A 23181-nucleotide genomic window follows, 5' to 3' on the forward strand; every position below is an offset into this window, starting at 1 on the left:
GGTGGGGGGTGCTCAGGCGCGGTGGTGTGGGAGCGGTTGGGTCACGCCGGGTGGCGGGGGCCCTGGCCGGGGGGTGGGTCGAGGAAGGTCTGGTAGGCGGTGCCGGTGCGCTTGGCTTCGGCCATGCGGTCGTAGATGTCGAGGATCAGGTTCTTGGTTCGGTAGGTGCCGTGAGTGGCTTCGTCCTCGTTCTTGACGACATGGAACGTCTCCATTACGTAGTCCAGGTCGTCGCGGTTGAGGCCGTAGAGGTGGAAGAACGCTGCGTCGAGTTCGGCGCGGAGCAGCTCGCGGCGTCGTTCGTCCCAACGGAATGGGGGTCCGTCGTCGCCGAGATCTTTAGCGAACGGAGCCATGTTCATGCTTGTGTAAACGAGCTCCAACACGCGGGCAGTGATCCAGTCCCCGACCCGGCCTGCGTAGCACGGCTCCTCGATCTCGTACGTGGGCGGTGGAAGGACCGGGAGCTGCTCAAACTGGAAGTAGTTGAGGTTGGTACCCGCTAGCTTTTGCCGGAGAACGTAGTCGAGGACGAAGGCAGCCGTATTCGCGTAGAGGGCGGCGACCGCGCCGTCCGCCGTCGGCAGCATGAGATTGGCGGAGTCGCCAAGTCCATGGGCAGGAAAGACGAACGAAACCAGGGTGCGTTGGTTATTCTGGTTAGTGATCTTTCGGAAGCCGATCAGCCAGTCCCTGTCCCACTCACGCTCCGCCAATAGCGAGTCCACCCCAGGCCTCATGACGGCTTGGCCCTTCCTGTCCTTCCGCCCTGCATCCACGTCGCATTCCGGCACCCAGTACTGGGGAAGGGGGACAAACTGCGGATCGTCATGCTGCTCTGGCGTCACCCGAGGCAGAGTCCCGACATTGGCCTGTGCTTCGGTCTGGCCCTCGTACGTGCCGAGCCGGTGGTCAAAGTGGTACAGCATCTTTGCCTGGTACAGCGGAAGATACCGTAGGTCCCCTCGTTCGAAGACGTTGCCGTTGAGGCTCCAGCCATCATTCGTAAGCTGCTGTTTGGTGCGGAACAGCGGGGCGTCGTCCGACATGTGAAGAAGCCTTGAGAACGACAGCTCCCACGGATTTCCGAGTGGATCGCCCTCCCGAATGAGCACTGGCACTCGGCGGTAGACGCCAAGCGTGATCTCCGCATCCGTGCGCGATCGGAAGACCGGCAGCGTACCCGTGTTTGGATTGACCAGCAGAATTTCCTCGGGCGGCATAGAGAAGCGGCGGCTGGGCAAGGCCTCCATATACCGCGTGGCGAAGGCGAAAGACGCCTCCCGCACGCGTTCCTCACGGCCCGTCACCGTCAGGAGGCAGAAGCGGACCCCGTGATGCACGGCCCGACTCAGCAAAAAGGCCTCGTTCTCGAAGTCCAGGAAGGCTGCAAGCCGCGCGCTGCGCACCAGGTCGGAGAAGAATGGTGCTGTTGTCGCGTCGGTTGCGACACCTGTCGGCAGGACCAGGCCGAAGCGGCCGTGTGGAGCGATGCCAAGAGATGCCGTCTCCGCGAAGACCGCGTACGTGTTGACATCGCCACGCCCAGCGAGTGGGAACCGGCCAGAAAACCGAAGCAAGTGGCTGACACCATCCGACTGGCGCTTGGTCGCCATGAACTTGGCGAGCAAGCCCCGCTCTGCTGGCTCCTCGCTTGTTCTTAGGGCTTCGATGAGCTGCTCTCGAGCAGCCTTGTTGGGTGCAGTAGCGATCTTGTCGCTGCGTGTAGCGAAGAACTCCCGCTCTTTGAGCTTCACCCGCTCCCACGGCGGATTCCCCAGCACACAGCTGAACCCCCCGCCCCACCCGGTCCGTTCATCCACCCCCGCGGCCGAGAAGTCGGAGTCCTCCGGGACGGAGAACACCTCGGGGAACTCCAGGTGCCAGTGGAAAAACCGGTACTCGCCCCGGAGCCGGTAGACCTCGTCCCGCGTGCCCTCCGGCAGCTTCTCCCAGCCGCCCTCCCGCAGGGCGAGCAGGCTCTCCAGCGTCAGGGCCGGCGGACGCGCGTCCTTCCTCTTCTCCCAGACGAACGCCGCGCACCACGCGTCGGCCAGATCACGCTCACGGACGTAGTCCGACTCGGGGTCCGCCGTCAGCGCCAAATACGCGTCCCGCTGCCGGTGCACGTGCTCCAGGTCGTCGTTGCGCGCGTTGGTGATGTCCGCAGCCGCCCGCGCCAGCTTCACGTTCGACCCCGCCAGCGCCGTGACCGCCGCGAACAGCTCACCCTGGTGGACGCCCGACGACCGGGCCTGCCACGCCACCCGCTCCGCCGCGTTGCGCTTGCGCAGCGCCGTCACCCACGTCTTGTCGTCGCCCTCGATCGGCTTGAAGGCGTCGTCGGGCAGGCCCTCCGCCACCAGCTTCGGCGTCGTACCGACCAGGCCGTTGCCGTGCCTGAGGTGCGAGTCCAGAAAGCCGAGCGGCTTGCCGGGTTCCAGGGACTCGATCCACAGGGAGACCTTGGCCAGCTCCACGGCCATGGGGTTGAGGTCCACGCCGTAGATGCACCGGCCGATCACATCCCGCAGCGCGGTCCTCGTCGCCTCCGCACTCGGCTCCGGGGAGTCCGTCCGCACCGCCGCCAGGCGCTTGGCGATACGGCGGGCCGCCGCGACCAGGAAGTGGCCCGAGCCGCACGCCGGGTCGCACACCGTCAGGCGCAGCAGCGCCGCCTCCTGCTCCTCCGGCGTCGCCCCCGACTTGACCGCGTCGTCTATCACCGGGTCCAGGGTGGAGTCGAGCAGGCAGTCGATCAGGGAGGAGGGCGTGTAGTACGAGCCGGTCGTCTTGCGTTCGTTGCCGGCGAGCGTGCGCAGCTCGAAGCTGTTCGCAGCCGGGTTGAAGCGCGGCACCAGCTCCAGCAGGGACTCGTAGATCGAGCCCAGTTCCTCCGCGCCGAGGTGGCGGTAGTCCACATGGCGCGGACGGTTCAGCTTGGGGTCGACCACGACGGACAGGGTCTTCACCGCCGTGAACAGGGCCTCGTTGGACAGTTCCAGACCGTCGAGCACCGCGTCCTTCTCCGTGCGCTCGAACAGGCCACCCAGGCCCGGCAGGCCGAGTTCCGGCAGGCCGCCCTCCTTGCCGAGGCCGTCCAGGACCAGGCGCAGGGCGTGCCACTGGTCACCGTGCGGGCTGCCGGTGCCGCGGGTGGCCGTGCGGCGCAGGCGGGCCGTGGAGAAGTACGTGTCGTAGCGCTTGCGCGCCTCCGCCGGAGCGTCCGGCGGGATCAGCAGGTCGCGGTCCTCCGCCACGAACAGGAACAGCAGCCGATACACCAGGTTCAGCAGCGCCGGGTGCATCTCCCGGACGGTGACCTCGGACTCGTGGAGCTTCTCGCGGAGCCCGCCGTTGTCGGGGTGGGAGATGAGGCCCGTGCCCAGGGTGACCAGGGCCCTCTCCACGCCCTTGCGCAGCTGGTCGAGGGCGCGGGTGCCGCTGGCGATGGCCTCCGTGCGCCACTTCTCCAGCCAGCAGCCGACGGGGCCGCTGTCGCCGTGGACTTCCACGCGGGAGCGGTGGGTCAGGCGCCACAGGAGCAGGAAGTCGGCGAAGCGGTCGCCCTCGAAGATGGCCTCGACGTCGAACTCGACGTACGCCGAGCCGACCATGGAGGTGGAGTCGCGCAGCAGACGCAGCAGCCGGCCGTTGGCGAGTACACCCCACAGGGCCTGGTCGCCGCTGCGGTTGAGGTACTCCTGGAGCAGTGACTGCGGGGCCGGGCCCGGCAGCGTCGCGTGCCTCCGGTCCAGCTCGACGTTCCAGCCGGTCAGGTGCACCGGCGCGCCCTGCCACACGTGGCTGACCGCGAACCGCTTCTCGCCGTCCGCCGACGGCAGGCCCTCCCCGGGCGTATCCGGCAGACGGCCGTAGCCCAGCTGCTCGAACAGCGGCAGCAGCCAGCGCTCGACGGTCACGCCGACGGCCGGGATACCGTCGTTGCGGTCGGCACCGTCCCTGGCGAGCTGGTCCTGGAAGGCCGCCCACACGCCCTTCAGATACGACCAGGTCCGCTCGGCGGCGTCCCGAACGGTGTCGTTGGCGGCGAACAGGCCGTAGTCGGACGGCTGGGCGCCGGGCACGTCCTTGCCGTCGCGGATGCGCATCAGCATGTCCGGCGGCAGCAGGCCGCCCACGGTGAGGACGGAGTCGGTGACGATCGTCTTCGCGAGGCTCATCAGCGGGCTTCCCCGTTCGTGGTGGTGCCGGTGAGGACGGGGACCGGCAGGTAGTGGTACACGCCGAGCACGTCCGGGCGGCCCTGCGCGGCGACGCGCAGGCCACGGCGGGCCGGGCCGGAGGCGCCGCGTACGTCCCGGAAGGCGCCGCGCACCCGGCGGTGCGACTCCAGCAGGCGGGTCGCCAGTTCCTCGCCGCGCTGCTCCAGGGTGGGCATGAGGGAGTCCAGAGAAGAGAGGATCTTCTCGATGTGGTCCTGGGCGAACTGGCGCTCCGTGTTCTGCGCCGCACGGGCGTCCAGCAGCGCGAACGCCTCCTCCTCGGGCAGCCACTCGGCGTTCGCCGCGCCGCCGCGGAACGCCAGCAGGCGGGCGTCCTCGGCCAGTTGCTGATGGTTCTTGCCGTCGCGGCCGGGCAGGGTGAGCTGGAAGCGGTAGCGGACCAGGAGGAGCGTGGTGCGCTTGGTCACCGCCGTCGTACGGACCACTCCGCAGCGGCGGGCCGGTCGCTGCCACTGCGGCATCCGGTCGTCGAGCGCCGCGTCGAGGACGAAGCGGGCGACGGCCGCCACGACCGGGTCGGTGCGGGTGAGCGCCACCTCACCACGGGGGGCGGTCGGCGCGTCGTGGAAGGCCACCGGCCGGGGATGACGCGGGCCGAGCAGCGTGCCGAAGGCGTCGCGCAGGGCGGCGGGCAGGGCGTCGGCGTGCAGGGTGAAGCCGTCCGGTTCGCCGCGCAGGGGGCCGGCGACGCCGCGCAGCGCGGTCAGGGCGTGGCGGGTGAAGCGGCGCACCTCCTCGACCGTCCCGAGCGACGCCCGCACCTCGGCGACCTCCTTGGCCACCTCTTCCTTCTTGACCGCGTGCTGTGCGTACCGGGAGCGGGAGGCCTTCTCCCGCTCGGCGGCGCTCTGCCAGGCCTCGTGCAGGTCCGCCGCCTGCTTCCCGGCGACCGACTCCACCGCGAACAGGCCCTCCTGCTCGAACTCGGCCCGCTCACCGCGCAGGATGAGCCCCTCCAGGACCGCCTGCATCACGTTCTCGGACGAGTCCGGCACGGGTACGGAGATGCCGGTCGCCTTGCGAATACGGGCGTGCTTGCGCAGCAGCACGTCCAGGACGATGCCGTCGATGGCGTTGTCGGAGCCGTAGAGCGTGACCGTCTTGACGACGTCCCTGCGCTGACCGAAGCGGTCGACGCGGCCCTCCCGCTGCTCGTGTCGGGTCGGGTTCCAGGCGAGGTCGTAGTGGAGGACGGCGTCGAAGCTCTCCTGGAGGTTCACGCCCTCGGAGAGGCAGTCAGTGGCCACCAGCACCCGGCGCTCCGGGGGCGTTTCGCCGTCCTCGTCCTCCTCGGTCAGCGCGGCGATACGGGCGACCCGCTGGTCGGGCGAGAGCTCGCCGGTGACCGCCTCGACGGCGTACGCCTTCTTCTGGCCGCCCTTCTTGCCCTTGCCGCCCTTGTTGAGGGCGGCGTCGAGGTGGGCCTTGACGTACTCGGCGGTGGAGATGAAACGGCAGAAGACGATGGGGTTGTAGCCCTCGTCCAGCAGCTCCTTCACCGTGGCGACGAGTTGCTTCAGCTTGCGGTCCTTCGCGGGGCCGGCGAGCGCCTCGGCGGCTTCGGCCATGGCCAGCAGGCGGGCGCGGTCCTCCTCGTCCAGGGACTGGGCGTCCGGGTCGGTGTCACCCGGGACCAGCAGGGTGCCGGGGACGGCGTCGGCGGACTCGGCCGACTCGTCGTCGGCGGGGTCGGTGACGGTGCGGCTGCCGATGGCGTCGGCCTCGGTCACCGAGTCGGCGTCCTGCACCCCGGCCCGGGTGCGCAGCGTCTTGCCGACGGCGGCGGGGGAGGACCCGAGCGCGCGCAGCAGGGCGAGCGCCGACCACCAGCGGACGCGCTGCTGGAGGGCGCCGTCCGCGCTGCGTACCGTCTCGCGGGCGTAGCCGAGCACCTCGTCGAGGAGGTTCCGGTACTGCGGGTGCAGCGTGTAGGAGACCTCGCGGGAGAGCCGGTCGCTCGGGAAGTTGGCGTCGTCGCGGAAGTCGTCGCGGATGTCCGCGCGACGCCGCTGCACGAAGTGCTGGGCGAGCAAGGTGCGGCCCGCCTCGTGGTCGAGGCTGACCGACTCCAGCTTCCTGTCCAGCAGGCCGAGCAGGTTGCGGAAGGGCTCCTCCTTGCCGCTGTGCGGGGTTGCCGTCACCAGCACCAGGTGGCGTGCGGGGTCGTCGGCGAGGGAGCGTAGCAGGGCGTAGCGCAGCTGGCGCTGCTGCCGGCCGCCGCCCGGGGAGGAGTCCGCGACGCAGGTGTGCGCCTCGTCGACGATCACCAGGTCGGGGCAGTTGTTGATGAACTCGTCCCGGTGCCGGGGCGACTTGATGAAGTCGGTGGAGACGACGTAGTTGCGGTCCTGGCGGAACACCGACTGCCCGTACAGGCGGCTGCGCTCCAGGCGCCCGATCGTGGAGGCCAGCACCAGCTCGGCGTCGATGCCGAACTTGCTGCGCAGCTCGGCCCGCCACTGCTCCGCGAGCGCCGGGCTGCACAGCACGACCAGCCCCCGGGCGTCGCCCTGGGCCAGCAGCTCTTTGGCGATCAGCCCGGCCTCCACCGTCTTGCCGATACCGACGTCATCGGCGATCAGCAGGCGTACGGTCTCCTGCCGCAGCGCCATCAGCAGCGGCACCAGTTGGTACGGGCGGGGCTCCACGGAGATGCCGGCCAGGCAGCGGAACGGGCCCGCGCTGGAGCGGAACCCGATCCGCAGGGCACTACGCAGCAGCCCGGCCGCCGCCTGGTCGCCGAGATCGGCGGGGCTCGGCGGGGCGAAGCTGGCGTGCTTCACCGTCTCCAGGGCGGGCAGCACTCCGGCGATGTCGTCGTCCGTACCGCCCAGCGGGCGCAGGACGAGCAGCTCGGGCTTCGACTCGGGCAGTACGACCCATTCCCGGCCGCGAGCCCGCACCAGCGAGCCGACCGCGAACCGCTGTTCGCCGTCCTGGGCGGGCGCGGCGGTGGTGGACGACGTCATCGGTGGACCTTTCGGAAGAACGTGCGTGGTGGAGACAAGGGCTGGTCAGGAGGCGTCGGAGCCGAACACCGAACGGTAGCGGCCGACGACCTCCGACCAGTCGTCGTCGTGACGGAAGCGGACGACGTCCCAGCCGTCGTCGTACAGCCGCTCCTGCGCGTCCTCGTCCCGCTGGGCCTGTACGTCGTCGTCGTGGTGCGGCCCGTCGATGAACACCGCCACCGGGCCGGTCTTCGTCTCGTACACGAAGTCCGGGCGGGACAGCGCGCTGGAGACGAAGACCTGCTGCTTGTCGGGCAGCTTCAGGCCCTTCCTGGACAGGAAGGCGATGAACCGCCGCTCCAGCGAGCTGTCGGCGCCGTCGGTGAGAACCTGGGCGTGCTCGTCGCGGGAGACTCCCGGGCCCGCGTCGGCGACCTTCGCACCGGCGAAACGCAGCAGCAGGTCCTTCACCAACTTGCGGTCGATGACCTGGTGCCAGCGCTGGTTGCCGAAGGACAGCAGACAGTCGTAGCAGCCCATCTCGCAGCGCGGGCCGCCCTCCCGGCCGCCGGTGTCGGTGCCGTCGGGCCGGAAGTGGGCGATCTCCAGGGCCCGGGCCGCGGCCCGGCGCAGCGCCTCCGGCTCGGCCTGCAGACGGCGCAGCACGCCCGCCCCGCCCTCGGCGCTCTCGATGAACAGGATGCGGTCCCGTGCACCGTCGAGCGGGGGCAGCTGCTCGGTGTCCAGCTCGCCGTCCTCCAGCTGGAACTCTGCCTCGATGCCCCGTTCCAGGGCGTACTGCAGTGTCACCGCCACCTCGGGGGTCACCTTCTCAGCGAGCTGGAGGACCAGGATGTTGCGGGTGTCCTGGACGTACGGGATCACCGGCACCTTGCGGTCCGCCTTCTCCGCGCTCTCCAGCCCGTCCTGCTCCTCGGTGGTCTCCTTGCCCGGCTTGTCCTGGTCCTTCTTGGCGTCCAGCCACTTGCCCTCGACCGGGTCCAGCCAGAAGCCGGAGCGCTGCTTGCTGCGCCGGTAACCGAGGTTGGTGAGGCGGACCGTGGCGCTGTCGCCGTAGGTCAGCTCGGCGAGATGTGCGCCGTCCGCGTCGACCGCCTTGGCGTCGAGCGAGCCGTCCCGTGTGCCGTGCTTGTTGAACTTGTACGACACCTCCACCCAGTAGCCGGTGCGCTGCCGTTCCTCCTCGTCCGAGGAGATCCGGTCCCGGCGCTTGGTGAAGACCGTGCGGAGCTGGAGCAGGTTGTAGCGGGCCTCGGTCAGCTCCCTGTGGCAGGAGTCGCAGGTGTTCTCCAGCGTCTCGCCGGTGTGCAGGTAGCCGCAGTGCTCGCAGACCTTGGCCTCCTCGGTCTGCAGATCGCCCGAGGCGCTGGTGGGCAGCTGGATACGGTCGACCTGGAAGCGGCTGCCCTCGTGGTAGATGAAGGCGCCGGGGCCGAACTCGCGGATTGCGATGAAGCGCGAGCGCTGCAGGTAGTCACCGTCCCGGCTGCCGCGCACAGCCCGGCCGGTGCCCGGGATGAACGCGGCGAGCGGCAGGCGGGGGAAGGAGTACCCGGGCAGGAAGCCCTCGGAGGCCAGATACCGGTACGGCGTGAAGTCCGACAGCAGGGTGCTGCCCGAGGTGTCCTCGTTCTTCAGCAGCTTCAGCTGCGTCTCCGCCTGGTGCCGGCGGCGCTCCGCCTGCGCCGAGGCTTCCTTGCCCAGGGTGTTGTCGAGGATCCGCCGGTGCTGCACCTCCCGCTCACGCAGCGCCTTGCGGAACAGCTCCCGCCAGCGGCCGAGCGCGTTGTCGAAGCCGCCCGGCGCCTTCTCCACCGTGCGCTCCAGCCACTGGTCGTCCCACCACGAGGTGGTGCCCAGCCGGTCCATCGATTCCTTCAGGACCGCGGTGGCACGCTTCAGCGCCCGCCGCTGTGCCGCAGGGTCCCGGATCTGCTCGACGACGTGCGGGTAGAGCCGCAGCGACGGTTCCTCGCCGTCGGCGTCCAGGATGTGCGGGATGCGCCGGCCCAGCTCCAAACCCGTCTCCGCCAGCCAGATGGCGTGCACGTGCGAGCGCACCAGGTCCTCGTTGGCGAGGTCCAGGCGGGGCGGGGCCACCTCTCCGGCCACCATCAGGTGGGACAGGCGGAAGTAGTACTGGTCGTGGCTGTTGCCGGTGGCGCAGTACGTCGTCACCAGCGCCGGCTGACCCTGCCGGCCGGCCCGGCCGCTGCGCTGGGCGTAGTTGGCCGGCGTCGGCGGGACGTTACGCATCGCGACCGCGTTAAGGCTCGCGATGTCCACGCCCAGCTCCATCGTGGGGGAGCAGTAGAGGAGGGGCAGCGGAGTGCCGTCACGGAAGTCGGCCTCGCGGGTCTCGCGGACGGGCGCGGGGACCTGCGCGGTGTGCTCGCGGGCCAGCAGTCCGGCGAGCGTGCCGGCGACGTTCTTGTACAGGTTCTTGAAGAACGGGTTGACGCGCGGGCCCCGGTCCTTGCCGTAGGTCCGTCGCAGCCGGTCCACCGCGCCGAACTCGTCGTCGCGGGCCGTCCACACCACCGCCGTGTGGTTGATGCGGTACCCGGGCGACTCCCCTCGGACCGCGGGCACCTCGGTGAGCAGGCCGCCCTCCTCCAGCACTTCGACCAGGTCGACGATCACCTGCTGCGCCTCGTCCAGGGCCAAAGCCCGCCCCAGCGCCGGGAACTGGCCGGGACGGCGCAGGAACTTGCCGAAGGCGCCCCGGGCGGTGATGTTCATCTCGCTGCGGAAGCGGTTCGGGCGGCCCGGGCGCACGTACGCCGTGCCCGGCGGAGGCGGGATGCGCTCGGTCTCGGCGAGCCCCCACGGATCTGTCAGCAGGTACGACAGCCTGCGCAGCTCGTCGAAGTCGGACTGCTCGAAGTACGGGAAGTCCACGGCACGCACGCGCCGCAGCTCGTCCAGGAGGATGCGGGACAACTCCGCGCGCTTGGCCGGGTCCGCGGTGCGCAGCGGCCCCGAGGCTGCTGTCCAGCGGTCCTCCTCCGCGGTGATCTCCTCCAGGTCCGCGTACTCCAGCCGCAGCAGGCCGGTCTGCTCCAGGTTGGGCATGGTGACCCGCCAGCCGCGCTCCAGGTCCAGGTACAGGCGGTACTCCACCACCTTGGCCAGGGCCCCCAGGGTGCGCCGGGCCTGGCGGGACCCCTCCTTGGGGTTCGCGGAGTAGTCCTGCGGCTTCAGGCCCAGCTTGCCGACCACCGCGGGCGCCAGGTCCTCGTGCAGCAGGCCGTCCTCGCCGGCCTCGGTCATGGCCTGGTAGAGGGCCCCGCGCAACTGGGCCACCAGGACGAAGTCGTTGAAGTGACCCGCCTGGAGGCTGGCGTCCTGGCGGTTATCGACGAACGTGAGCAGCTTGCGGGCGTCCTCGTCCAGTTGATTCTGCGGGAGCTGCTTGAGGTGGCGCACGATGCTGGAGCTGATGACGGAGGTGGCCGTGGAGCGGCCCTCCTGGTCCATCGTCATCAGCTTGCTGAAGTCCTTGCCGCGCGCGGACTCGTAGCTGACCCCGCAGTTGAGGCAGAACATGAACGGCATCGGGATGTACGCCGCGTACAGACCCTGGTCCCGGTCGACGATGGAGCCGTCGGGCCTGGCCCACACCGGCTGGGGCACGCGCTTGCGGCGGCTGTCGACGAGCACCTGGACACCCCGGTCGTCGTCCGTCTTCACCCAGCTGTCGGGGAAGCGCTGCTCGTCGATCGCCTTGCCGGTCTCGTCCGGCCAGGGGTTCTCAGCACTGACGTACAGGTAGCCGTTGTCCTCGTCGTCCTCGGTGCGCGGCCGGAAGCGGTACGAGCCGTCGGCGCGCTCCTCACGCGCGACGGTCAGGTACTCCTGGCCGCACTCACGGCAGAAGGACAGCGGCAGCAGGATCTTGTCCTTTTCGCCGGGCACCCGCACCTGGTAGGTGCGACTGATGTACCGGGTCCGCTCGTCCTCCAGGGAGACGAACACCGAGTCGCCCTTGGACAGGAACTGGTGGAGCCGGAAGGCGAACAGCGGACGGTCGGTCTCCGGATCCCGTGCCTGGGAGCCGGCGTGCAGCGTGTCACGGATGGCGGCCACGCAGTCCTCGTAGGACTCTCCAGCGCGTCCGGCCAGCTTGCGGGCCGCCCTCTGAACCGTCGTCGGGTCGGCCCGCACCAGCGTGCCCTTGTCCGGGCCGTCGGTGAGCGTTCGCAGGCCGAACTCGGTCTCGATCCAGGAGGCGAGCGGGTCGGCGGCGAGTACGTGGTAGTCGGTGGAAGGCGCCTGGTTCCGTATGCGCTCGGCCAGTTCGGCGTCCACCAGGTCCTTGTCACGGGTGGCACGCACCAGCGTCTCGCCTACGACACGCTCCGGGGTGACCGGGGTGGCGAAGAGGGTCGTCGCCACGTCTGCCACGGCCCGCCGCCGGTCCTCGAGGGTGCCCTGGGTCGACATGGTCGCCGAGGTACCCACCACTTGCAGGTCCGGCGCGGCACAGGCGTCCCGGACCCGGCGGACGAGCAGGGCGACATCAGCGCCCTGGCGTCCGCGGTAGGTGTGCAGCTCGTCGAGGACCAGGAACCGCAGCCCCTGGGCGGCGCGCATGAGGGCCTTGCGCTCCCGCGGCCGGGTGAGCATCAGCTCCAGCATCACATAGTTGGTGAGCAGGATGTCCGGAAGACTCTCGAGGATCTTCTCGCGCTCGTCCTCTCTCTCCTGACCCGTGTACCGCGCGAAGGTGACGGGCTCCCGGCCCTCGCCGTAGCCGTGCTGCAGGAACTTCTCCAGCTCGTACTTCTGGCTGTTGGCCAGGGCGTTCATGGGGTAGACGATGATCGCCTGGACGCCGGAGGTCGCTCCCTGCTGCTTGGCGCGCAGCACACTGTCCACGATCGGCACGATGTAGCCGAGGCTCTTGCCGGACCCGGTGCCCGTGGTCAGGACGTAGCTTCCGCCTGCCCGGGCCACCTCGATCGCGTCGCGCTGGTGACGGTGGAAGGCGATGGGGCGCCCCTGTTCCGGAGGGCCGTTCTTCTCCTTGCCCACACGGAAGATCCGCTCGCATTCGAGGTGCAGCAGCCCTTCGGCCACCAGCTGGGTGACGGTGCCACCGGGGGCGAAGCTGGGGTTCAGGGACAGCCAAGGGTCGGGCCACTGGTTGCCCTGTACGAGTGCTTCGCGGACGGTCTCCTCGATCCGCTCGTTCTTCACGACGACGGATCCCGTGGTGAAGTCCTGGTAGTCGGCGATCAGCTGCTCGTGCACCTTGAAGACGTCCACAAAACCCTCACTCGTTCCCGCGCCGACCTGCACCGTTCACCGTAGTGGCTCGGGTGCTCGCGACGGGCCGGTATCCCTGAGATCCTATGAGAGCATCGTTTGTGAACTCAGTCAACGCGTATGGCGGTTGAGTGGTGTGTACAGATCGAGGTGTGCGATCCCTGACCGTGCACGAGAGTGGCACACTCAGTCACCTATGGACATCGGAACGCTCATCGCCAAGCGCTATCGCATCAAGAGTCCCATCGGTCGCGGAGGCATGGGGCAGGTGTGGATGGCCGACGACGAACACCTGGGCCGGCCGGTCGCCGTGAAGACGATGACGCCGACCGGCGGGCTGACACCACAGCAGGTCGCTCATGACGCCGGGCGGTTCGAGCGCGAGGCGAAGGCGGTCGCGCGGCTCGACCACACAGGACTTGCGGCGGTGTATGACCTGGGTGTTGAAACGGGCACTCACTACCTGGTCATGCAGTATGTCCAGGGCCTGGACCTGGGTGATTACATCGCGGAGCACGAGAAGCTCACCCTGGAGGAGGCCGCTGCCGTCGGTGTGCAGATCTGCTCCGTGCTGGCCGCCGCCCATGCCCGGAGCGTCGTCCACCGGGACCTCAAGCCGGGCAACGTACGCATCCGCACCGACGGTGTCGTCAAGGTGCTCGACTTCGGTGTCGCGGCCATCCTCGACGCGGACGCCCAGAAGCTCACCACGACCGGCGAGCGGCTCGGCAGCTTCCAGTACATGGCGCCGGAACAGGTGCTGGGCGAGCCCGTGGACCGGCGCACGGACCTTTACGCCCTTGGCTGCCTGATCCACGAAATGCTGACCGGCCGACCGGTTTTCGTGCACGAGTCGCCGCTGATGGTGCCGAGCCTGCACATCGAAGCCACCCCCGAACCGCTGAGGGCACTGCGCCCCGACGTCCCGGAGGATGTCGAGAGCCTGGTGCTGGAACTCCTCGCCAAGAAACGGGGCGACCGCCCCGCACACGCGGGTGAGGTGTACCGGCGTATCGCCGTTCACCTCCCCGCGCCCGAATCCCCAAAGGGGGCTCTGGTGCCTTGGGCCGAGGCGGATCCGTGCCGACCGTTCCGCTTTCCCATGGCGCCGGACGCGCGCCCCGTCCGCCAGTGGGCCAGGGAGGCGGACGGGGCGCGGTAGCGGACCTCAGCGCGGCTCGGTCTCCCGCACCTTCTCCACAGACGCGGACTGAGCCGGGATCATCAAAGCAAGCTGCTCCCAGTCCGTCTCCTCCGGCTCGGGAGCCGTCTCGACGCCCGGGGCCGCTCCCGTGTCCGGGTCGGCGTCGGAGGCGGAGTCGATGGCGTCGCCCCCGCCCCCGCTGTCCTCGCTCTGGGTCGGCAGTACGTACTCCTGCGCGAGCCCCGCGAGGTGCAGGGGCAACGGCAGACTCAGCGCGTCCGGCAGGTCGGGAGCCTGCCGGAGCTGGTGCACGGCGAGCGCGAGCGCTTCCGGCACGTCCCCGTCGCCGGGGTGGCACCCCAGAACGGCGATCTCCACCAGCCCGGGGTTCCAGGCGGCCTTGTCGGTGTCGATGGTCACCTTGCCCTTGGTATTGACGCGGGGCGCCAGCTTGTCGGCGGCGACCGACAGCTTGAAGGTGCGGGCCTTGGGCGTCGTGGACCAGAAGACGCGGGCCTTGTCGGGGTCCGCGGTCGGGTCCGTCCACAGGTGGGCGGCCAAGCCGTTGGGGCCGTCCGGGTTCACGCCCCACCACTGGGCGGTCTCCCGGTTGCGTGCCGTACGCACCCGCACCAGCCGCAAGTCCGGTTCCAGGCGGCGCGAGGGGGCGTGGCCGTCGCGGAACTTGTCCGCCACCACGGTGCCGTCCTGGAGCCACGTCCAGTGCGAGCGCATGTTCTGCCCGTGCGCCAGCAGCAGGGTCGGCGTGCCGCGCAGCGTGCGGCGCACCCGCTGCAGCCACTCCTCGGTCGCCCGTCGCTGCTCGGCCATATCCGACCACCAGGATGGCCGGGCGACTGGGCCCTCGCCCTCGCGCGGTGTGGGGACGGCGTCCCTCGGCACCTCGCACTGCCTGGTCAGCTTCAGCAGCATCACCGGGTAAGGCACCCAGGCACGAGCCTCGTCGTCCCAGCCCTCCACGCGGGCCAGCCCCTCGCCGGACGGATCCGGCGTGACCAGTACGGCGACGGGCACATGCCCCGCCCACCGGGTGCGGCTGCGCCGGTTCTTGCGCACCATCCATACCGCCGCGTACCGCATGCCGACGGGCAGACGCTCGCCGAGGCTGTGCTCGGGGTGGACCCGCACACCGAGCTGCCTCAGTCCGTCGTCCCAGGCCTTCGCCGCGCGGAACTCCTTGTTCTTCTCGCTGTTGTAACCCTTGGCCTTCTTCGGCACGGCCATGAACTGGGTGAGCACGCCGGCGTCCGCGCAGCCCAGCCGCAGCGCGAACTTCGCGTCATGATCGGGGGACGAGAAATCCTTGGCCCGGTCGAGCTCCACCACGGCGAGCCTGGGGGCGGGCGAGGAGACACCCTCCTCGGTGAGGAAGGCCGTCATCTCCCGGCGGCGGTCGCGGATCGCGGCGGTAACCGCGGCCCGCGAATGCCGGGTCCCCTCCGGCAGGGCGAGGTCCTGGCCGAGGGAGTGGGAGAGCCGGCGGCAGCGCAACCGCACGGTGAGTTCGGGAGACTGCCACTCCAGGACCACCGTGCCGTCGTAGGCCTCCTCGGTCGCCGGTGCGCCGCCGTCACCCTTGAGATCCAGGTGCGCGACGAGCGCGTTGATCGCGGTGTTCCGCATCACCGGGGTCTGCCACAGCAACCGCGCCTCAAGGGTGGGAAGTTCACCCGGGGAGATGTCACTCGGCAGGTGGCGCAGCGCGAAGGCCGTGCCGCGCCGCCGGGCCTCCGCGCGCCTGCGCTCCTCCTCAGCCTTCGCCGGCTCCTTCGAGGGCTCTTGGCGCAGGTTGCCGGGCGTGCTGCCCGACAGGCGGGTGCGAGCCAGCGCGGGCACCGGCTCCAACACCTCCGGAAGGGCCTGCAGGGCCCACTCCACGATCTTCGAGCGCTGGTCCGTCATCAGGCCGGCTCCGACCTCGTGCGTCCCCATTGCCGTGCTGTAGAGGACAGCCGCACGCATGCCGTCCGCCAGCCAGCCGACGGGGTCCGTTAGGACGGCGTCGGCGTCCGGGAACGACTCCGTGAGGGACATGTTCCGCAGCATCCCGGCCGGCCCGCCCCCGACCCAGTCGTACCCGCCCCGGCTCCAGGCTAGCCGAGCCACCGCGAACCGGTCGCTCGCCGGCGCTCCGGGCAGCCACGGCACGCGCGGGCGCAGCAGCACCGTGGTGCGGCGGCCGAACGGCAGGTACAGCCGCCCCGTCCTGGCACTCACCCGGGTCGCGTACCGACGGATGTGGCAGTGCACATGGAAGCGCGGCAGCGGGCCGAAGGGGACCGTCTGCAGCGTGATGTTCAGGACGACGGAGTACCACTCGGGACCCCGGCTCCCTTCGAACTCCAACGCCTGAGAGACGAGTTCGGCGCCCCGGTCCATCGGGCCCCGCGGCATCGCCCGGAAGCGCAGCCGACCACCTTCGAAGTCGTAAGGCTCCAGGGCGAGGATCCGCCGGGCCAGCCAGTCGGTGGACAGCTGGAACTGGCGCGGCTCCGGAGCGGCCGTGCCACCGTCGGTGGGCCGCTGGTGGCGCACCAGCTCCACGGGCACGCCCGCCTGCCACCGGGGAGGGTTTTCCAGCAACGCCGAGCGCGTCTCGGACAACAGCGAACGGAACTCGGGCTCCGGCCGCAGGTCCTTCAGCCAGGCCCCGAGGAGTCCCTTGAGCGCTGCGTCAGGCAGCGGATCGGGCACGTCCTCGGGCGCGTACAGCCAGAAATCCCGGTCCTCCCCGCGATGGCGGTTGGGTCGGGGCCGCACCAGTACGTCGGGGGCGAGCGCCTGCACGACCTGGTCCATGCGGAACGTGGGCACCGTCTCCAGTGGGTTGTCACGGCCCGCGTTGCACAGGGCCAGCAGCGCTCCAGTCCACTCCTCGGGAAAGGGCAGTGCGCGGTACCGCTCGATCGCCGAGGCGTCCGAGGAGACGGGGCGTGCGGCGGCGGTGCGGATGGAGTCGTAACGGCGAGCCATGATCAGGTCCTCTCTGGTGAGGGTCAGGACGTGTGGTGTCCGATCGCGCTCAGCGCCTTGTACAGCGGCGCGTACAGCAGCCGGGCGACCGCCGGGTCCGCCGGATCGGGGCAGTCGGGCGGCGGGGCACCTTCCGCGAAGTAGGGGGCGAGCGCGTCGCGCAGGCCGGTCAGCAGGCCGTCCTCCTGTGGAAGAGGGGCGGCCGTGGCGCCGGGTGACAGCAGCTTGGCCGTACGCGGCGCGAACCGGGCGTCCACGAAGACCACGCGGGCGGGCACCCCACCCCGTACCAGACGGCCGATGACCTGCCAGATCGTCACCAGCTGGTCCCACGTGAAGGACGTCTTCTCGTGGTCGGAAAGCCGGGAGTAGATGTAGCGGCGGGACAGCAGCCGGCGCCACTCGGCGCGCGCTACGTGCCGGAAGGCCAGCCCGGCCGCGTCCAGGTCCGCCGCGGCCGTCACGAGCTTGCTGAACGTGCCCTGCGGGAGCCCGGGTTCGTCGCGGGCGAACCGGGCCGCCCAGTCGTTGATCGCGAACACGGCCAGAGCGAGGTCGTCCGGGCGCGGATGCGGCCGGGCGAGGAACAGGGCCGTGCCGAAAGCCGCGTTGCGCTGGGCGTTGAGGATGTTGTGCCCGCGCTCCACGGCCATCAGCGGGGCCACGAGAATCTCCGCCGTGGGGTCCTGGGCAAACATGGCGAGGTCGCCCCGGCGCAGCGCCGTGACCCGATCCCCCTCCGACCGGGGCGGTGCTGAGCCGCGTACGGCCTGCTCCAGGTCGGCGTCGTCGGCCGTCAACACACGGACTCGGCCGTGCCAGCGCTCCATCTCGTGCAGGACCTCGGCCGCGGTGTGCGCCTCCTTGTAGCTGCCGACCAGGAGGATTGCCCGGCGTCGGCGACTGTCGGTGACCCTGGCCAGTTCCTGCTCCAGCGGGCTCGGGGCGCCGCCCCGGCCGGGGGAGCCGAGCCGGCTGACCATCGCCCGGCAGGCGGCGGGCCGGACCTTCGGCTCGGTGCCCGACAGGCTCAGGGGGCGGCCCTCGTCGTCGTAGAGGAAGTGCGTACTGAATTCCGACTCGCTTACGGCTTCGAGGGACCGTGGCGAGGGGGTCAGCACCGCGCCCACCGGGGCGACCACGTGCGCGCGTGTCGAGGTGCCCGCCCAGCTGGTGCCGGACATGAGCACGACGTGCGGTCCCTTGCGGCCGCGGCCCGCGTCGGCGCCCACGTCGGGCAGGGAGAGCAGGAGTTCGCGGCCTACACCTGCGCACCGGAAGAAGCGCAGGGTGCCGCTGCTCCGTCCCTCGACATCGCGTTCCCGCTCGTCGGGCAGGTACTGGAACCCCAGGACGTTACCCATCGGAGCCTCCGGGACCAGCGGGGCGTAGTCGAGCGGCGGACGGCGGGACAGCTCGTTACCGGTCGAGTCGAGGCGCAGGGCGGCCTCGACCTGGGGCCAGAGGAAGACCAGCCGGTCGAGACGCTGGTTCAGGGCGCTGAGCACCAGCATGAACTCCAGGCGCCGGGCGGTCAGATCGAGCCACGCCTCGTCCTGGGCCCGGACGGACGCGGGAGTGCCCGCGAGCAGCGGGCGCAGCACGGAGAGGACGCGCTCGCGCGTGTCGGAGGAAGACAGCGTGGTCAGCAGGTCCTGGGCCAGGCGCACCAGTTCGTCCGTCACGTTGCCGTACGGGCCTTGGCCGCCCAGGGGGTCGTCCCGGAAGTCGTCGAACCGCTCGGTCAGTTCGGCGCGGTGGGCATCCGCCTCCGGCCCGGCCGACTCAGGCTCCGGAGCGTCGTCCTCGTACGCCTCGTACAGCTCCGCTTCATCGGAGACGCCGTCCGGAGCGCCGGATTCGGGGCCCTGCGCGAACCAGGAGCCGAGAAGCTTCTCCTGGAGGGTCCAGGGGCTGAAGTACTCGATGTCGGCCCACTCGCGTAGATCCGCATCGGAGATCAGCAGCTTGTACAGGCGGTCCGTGGCGGCGTGGACCACCGTCAGCGAGGCGGACCAGCGCTCGACCTCCTGGTCGGTGAGCGGCAGCCGACCCTGCCGGGACAGCTCCTCGATGCGGTGGGTCTGCACCTGGTCCAGCCAGGACTCCGGGCCGGGGGAGACCAGCGTCGCCGAGGGCGCGAAGATCTCGTCCAGCTTCATCTGCACCGAGTCGGCCTCGTCCACGACGATGATGTCGCTGCGGAGGCAGGCCAGTTCCAGGTGGCGCAACCGCTCGTCACCCAGGTGGCGCGGCACGGCCGACTGCACGAGGCTCGCCGGGTTGGCCACCCAGATCAGGGAGTCGACCAGCTCCCGGGCCGCACGGTGACGCGGGCACGCGTACCACAGGGGACACCCGTGCGGCGTTCCCTTCACCTCCGCCGGACGGTCCTCCTCGCTCGGAGACGGCTGCGGCCCCGGCCGATAGGGCTCGGGAAGCGCGGCGGAGTCCGGGCTCTCGTCCTGCGTGCGCTTCTTCTGCGGATAGAGCGAGGTGCACGGCGCGTCCGCGAACCGCAGGGGCTGTGCCGCCTCGGTGCCGCGCAGGGCGTCCACCACGCACACCGTGCTCAGGTGGTCGAAGCTCGGGTCGTCGTGGTCCAGCAGGTTGTGCACACCACGGGAGGCGAGCCGTCGGTGCAGCCGCTGCACATGGGTCTCCCGTGTGGTCAGACCCAGCACCGGCGTGGCGGTCAGTCCCAGATCGCGGAACAGGGCCGTGAGACGCAACTGTTCGGCCACGTCGCCCACGACGAGCGTGGTGCGCAGCGCCGGAGTTCGGCGGGCTCCCCAGACCGCGAGCAGCGTCATCAAGGTCGACTTGCCCGCACCGACCATGCCGGCCAGGTGCAGCAGTCCGTCGAGCCGGAGATCACCCCCCTGTGAGAAACCCAGCCCGTCCGCGTCGCGCGGGAGGATGTGCAGCTCGGTGAGGCGATCCTCCCAGTGGCCCGGGTTCTCCACCTCGTTCGCCCGCTCCGTCGCGTCCATCCAGCGGGCGATCTCGGCGAGTTCGGCCCGGCTGATCGTGAGCGGCTCACCCTTCCCCGGCCGTCCCGCCTCCGGGGCGTGACCGGGAACGGGGTCGGGACGCAGTTCCTCGGGCAGCACCACGGAGGTGGGACGGCGCCGGTCGACGAAGGTGGCACGGCCCGGCGGCGCGAGGGGCAGGGCCTTGCGGGCCAGCGGAGGCAGCTCCGCAAGGGCGGTGTCGTACACGGCGAACCGGTCCGAGGCGACGGTCGACTCACGCCGCCGCGCCGGCTGGTCGAGCGCGAGGACCTCATAGGACCGAAGCCGGTCCGGCAGGCCCCGGTAGGTCTCCAGCGTGCGCTCCCAGGTGCGGCCGCGGCGCAGGTGCCACAGCAGATGGCGGCCCGCGATGAGCATGACCTCGTGTTCGGGTGAGGACACGTATCCCCGAGCGCCGGCGAACTCGTAGCCGCCGAAGAGGACATAGGCACCACGGGCGGGCTCATTCGGCGCGATGTGCTCCAGAATCCGCAGGGCCAGTTCCGCCTGACACAGCAGGCTGGGCTTCACGTCGCCGAGTTCAACCGGCACCTCGTCCCACAAGCGGGCGAGCTCCCTGCTGACCGGGTGATGCCAGCTGTCGCGGTCACGCATCGCCGGTCTCCTCCTTACGCGTGGCCCCGCCGACGCGCGCGAGCCGGTCCTCGGCGCGGGCGAGCAGGTGAGTGTCGGTGAGCAACGGAACCCGGCGGGCGGCAGCCGGGCGGTTGCGCTCATACGTTGCGATGTAGCCCGGCCGGTCGTCGGCGCGGTCCTGCGGCACCACCCAGAACGCCTCGTCGTACCGGGGCTCCTGCGGCACCGGTCGGGCGGCCCGCCCCAGGAACGCCGGATGAGCCCAGTCCTTCACGTCCACGGCCCACACCCAGCCGTCGGGAAAGGTGACGTGCACGTCGTAGGCGTCGTACGCCGGCCACATCCGCACCTTCAGCCCGAGCGCGATGAGCCGCCCTTCCAGCTGCACCTCCGCCCGCCCCGGACCGGTGACGAACTGGCGCAACGGCCTGGCCAGCTGGAGCAGCTCACCGGCCTCCTCCTTCGCGATGCGACGCCCCACCGGCGACCGGCCCCGGCGGCGGCAGCGGTCCCGCTCGCACCACCAGCCGCCGTCGGCTAGCGGCGTCAGCAGAGTGAGACACCGGCCGCAGGTCGCGTAGACGTCACCGCGCAGATAACTGTCCGGGACGGGGCGGTAGATGCGGCTCAGAAGCTCCTTCACCGGGTCGAGCACATGGTCCAATGACACGGCCCACTCCTCGGCCGAGGTGAGGACGGGCCGGGTGACCAGGAGCCGCCGGAACTCGGTGTACGCGTCCTCCTCGCCGTACTCGCGGCACAACCGCAGCGCGGCGCGGATGATCTCACGGTCGTAGAGAACTAGCGCGCTGTCCGAGAACTGCTCCGCCCACTCGTAGCACAACTCGGTTGGGCGCGAGGAGTCCGGGTCGAGCAGCAGATCATCCGGTCCGGCCGCCTCGGTCGGCAGGTCCACCGGCCAGTCCGCGACCGGTCGCTCGCGGCACCAGGACAGCAGGTCCGGAAGGCTCAGCGGAGGCTCGGCTCCGCGCTCCAGACAGGCCAGCACCGTCCGGTCGAGGGCGCGCTGAACCTCGGGCGGGTAGGGCAGAGAGTAGGCCTCGGGGCCGGTGGCCGCGTCGAGCACCGTGAGAGCGGTGGCGAGCGTGCGCATGAGGGGGATGCCGCGATGGGCGGACCAGTCGCCGTCGTGCGGCGGCATTCCGTTGCCGGTCGCCGCGGTCACCGTGCCTCCAGGTGCGCGCGTCCGGCCGCGCAGTGCGTGAGCACGTCGCAGCCGCCGCAGTGGCCGCCGGGCGTCGGCGCGTACTTCTCGTCCACCGCCCAGGGCCCGGCGAGCCCGGCGATGATGCGGCGTGCTTCGGCCCGGGTGTCGGGATCGCCGGGATCGATCTCCTCACAGCGCGACTTCCCGGTCCCTTCTGCATCCAGGTACAGGACCTCCAGCTCGATCAGCGACCGGCGCGGATCACCACCGGGCACTCCGGCCGACATCATCAGCACCGCGAAGGCGAGCTGCGGGTACGTCTCCATCAACGCGCGTCCCTCCCAGGGGGGTTTCGCAGCCGTTTTCGTCTCGTGCCAGATCCAGCCTCCGGAGCGGGTGTACAGGAGGTCGGGGTCGGCGATCAGGACGACGTCCAGTTCCGGGTCGTACGCGGTCAGGCGTGGCTGCACCCGTACGACCTCGTCGGACGGCAGGCCGTCGAGAGGGCAGGCCCGCTGGTGTTCGGCGAGCAGGGCGAGGGCGGTCGGCAGTTCGGCGGGGGAGAGGCCGGGAAGGGTCTCCGAGAGGGGGACGGTGCGGCAGCATCCGTTCTCGTGACGGAGGTTGAGCCACTCGTCGACCGCGCGTCCCCTGCGGATCGGCTCGCTCTCCGGAGCCCCGGACTTCAGGTGCAGTACGCGGGTGAGGTGGAACTGCGCCGGGCAGCGCGCATGGACGCGCAGGTCGCTCGCGGACAAGGAGCGGCGGGTGCGGGGGCGGCGTGGCCCGGGGACCCCGAGAACACCGGGAGTCCGGGGCGGCTGCTCGCAAGCAACCAGGCCTTCGCAGCGCGTGCAGCTGGAACCGGGGTTGAGCCGGTCGTCCTCGATCACCCGGCGCAGCACGGGCTTGGCGTGCTCCGCGAACCGCCGGTCGACCTCGTCGGCCTCCCAGTCGGCCAGCACGTCGTGGTCGCCGCTGCCGCAGCCGATGCCGACGATCCGGACGCGCTGCGGGCGGACGGTGCTGCCAGGCGCCGGACGGAAGATGTCCCGGAATGCCGACTGGGAAGGGATGCCCGTCACTGCCACGGCCGCTGCCTCCGCGATCTCCGCGGGCGGCCGGTCCTCCTTGACGGAGTTCACGGACAGCAGCCACAGCTCGCGCTCCGACCCGTCGGCGGACGCATACCGTCGTCCCCACGCCGTGCGCTCGTAGCGGACCGCCCCGCGGGCGTCCGGGACATCGCACTGGGTGATGGCCGTCCACTGGGCGCGGACCGGCAGGGTCGGCGGGCGCTCGAGCACGCGCCGCTGCGCTTCGCGCGCCGTGCGCGCGAGCAGGTAGGACCGAACGGCTGATTCCGCCCAACTCACGTGGCCCGCGTGGTACTTCTGTTTCTTCAGAAGCCGCGTCAAGGCGCTGTCGACCTCCTCTCCCTCGTGCTCGACCGCGTCCAGGACGCTCATGACCGGCCCGAGGGCGAAGTCCTCGACGGGCTTGCCCCGCGGGCGCGGCGGAATCTGACCGAGCAGCGCCCTGGCGCGCACGGCGTTGCCGCGCGGGCAGTCCTGAGGGTCCTCGCGCAGCAGTGGCAGCGAGGTGCGGATGAGGCGGATGTCTCCGTTCGTTCCGGGCGGAGGCAGGCGGAGCGACACGATGCACCCCTTACGGGCGTGGTGAGAAGAGAGCGCCAACGAACCCAGGGAAGCGCATGTTTGTGAACTGAGTCAAGCGATTCACTCCATGTGACCCGTGAACCGCTACAGTGTGG

8 protein-coding genes are annotated in these 23181 nt (G+C 70.5%); 1 reads left to right on the forward strand and 7 read right to left on the reverse strand.

Features of this window, described 5'->3' with window-relative positions; genetic code table 11:
- Positions 1–41: 41 nt before the first annotated feature.
- The 3 genes from FDO69_RS29525 to FDO69_RS29535 are packed head-to-tail and all read right to left on the reverse strand — an operon-like array spanning position 42 to position 12490.
- Complete coding sequence (locus FDO69_RS29525) at positions 42–4184, reverse strand: Eco57I restriction-modification methylase domain-containing protein (protein WP_104783818.1); 4143 nt, start codon at positions 4182–4184, stop codon at positions 42–44.
- The gene (locus FDO69_RS29530; protein WP_104783821.1) at positions 4184–7216 is read right to left on the reverse strand and encodes a helicase-related protein; all 3033 of its coding nucleotides are present in this window, start codon (positions 7214–7216) and stop codon (positions 4184–4186) included. The genes FDO69_RS29525 and FDO69_RS29530 overlap by 1 nt, the downstream gene beginning before the upstream one ends.
- A gap of 45 nt (positions 7217–7261) precedes the next feature.
- Entirely contained in the window at positions 7262–12490 is a 5229-nt protein-coding gene (locus tag FDO69_RS29535) for a DEAD/DEAH box helicase (RefSeq protein WP_104783824.1), read from the reverse strand.
- A 196-nt stretch (positions 12491–12686) separates the two neighbouring features.
- Here FDO69_RS29535 and FDO69_RS29540 point away from each other — a divergent pair, with 196 nt between their 5' ends.
- On the forward strand, positions 12687–13652 hold the full coding sequence (locus FDO69_RS29540) for a serine/threonine-protein kinase (protein ID WP_104783827.1): 966 nt from the start codon (positions 12687–12689) through the stop codon (positions 13650–13652).
- A gap of 6 nt (positions 13653–13658) precedes the next feature.
- On the opposite strand, the gene FDO69_RS29545 is transcribed toward FDO69_RS29540, so the two are convergent.
- The 4 genes from FDO69_RS29545 to FDO69_RS29560 are packed head-to-tail and all read right to left on the reverse strand — an operon-like array spanning position 13659 to position 23065.
- A complete protein-coding gene (locus FDO69_RS29545; RefSeq protein ID WP_104783830.1) occupies positions 13659–16628 on the reverse strand; it encodes a pPIWI_RE module domain-containing protein in 2970 nt (989 codons plus the stop codon).
- Between the two features lie 23 nt (positions 16629–16651).
- Entirely contained in the window at positions 16652–20257 is a 3606-nt protein-coding gene (locus FDO69_RS29550; protein WP_104783833.1) for a pPIWI_RE_Z domain-containing protein, read from the reverse strand.
- Positions 20250–21425 (reverse strand): pPIWI_RE_Y domain-containing protein, encoded by a 1176-nt coding sequence (locus tag FDO69_RS29555; protein ID WP_104783836.1) that lies wholly within the window; start codon positions 21423–21425, stop codon positions 20250–20252. Before FDO69_RS29555 ends, FDO69_RS29550 begins: the two co-directional genes overlap by 8 nt.
- Complete coding sequence (locus FDO69_RS29560) at positions 21422–23065, reverse strand: PD-(D/E)XK nuclease family protein (RefSeq protein WP_104783839.1); 1644 nt, start codon at positions 23063–23065, stop codon at positions 21422–21424. Before FDO69_RS29560 ends, FDO69_RS29555 begins: the two co-directional genes overlap by 4 nt.
- Positions 23066–23181: the final 116 nt, after the last annotated feature.

This window comes from Streptomyces tibetensis (genome assembly GCF_007655005.1).
Classification (GTDB): Bacteria; Actinomycetota; Actinomycetes; order Streptomycetales; family Streptomycetaceae; genus Streptomyces; species Streptomyces tibetensis.

Bases quoted from the DNA above. Each gene is read 5' to 3' on its own strand.
- FDO69_RS29525 (WP_104783818.1), bottom strand. From the start codon at position 4,184: ATGAGCCTCGCGAAGACGATCGTCACCGACTCCGTCCTCACCGTGGGC.
- FDO69_RS29530 (WP_104783821.1), bottom strand. From the start codon at position 7,216: ATGACGTCGTCCACCACCGCCGCGCCCGCCCAGGACGGCGAACAGCGG.
- FDO69_RS29540 (WP_104783827.1), top strand. From the start codon at position 12,687: ATGGACATCGGAACGCTCATCGCCAAGCGCTATCGCATCAAGAGTCCC.
- FDO69_RS29545 (WP_104783830.1), bottom strand. From the start codon at position 16,628: ATGGCTCGCCGTTACGACTCCATCCGCACCGCCGCCGCACGCCCCGTC.
- FDO69_RS29550 (WP_104783833.1), bottom strand. From the start codon at position 20,257: ATGCGTGACCGCGACAGCTGGCATCACCCGGTCAGCAGGGAGCTCGCC.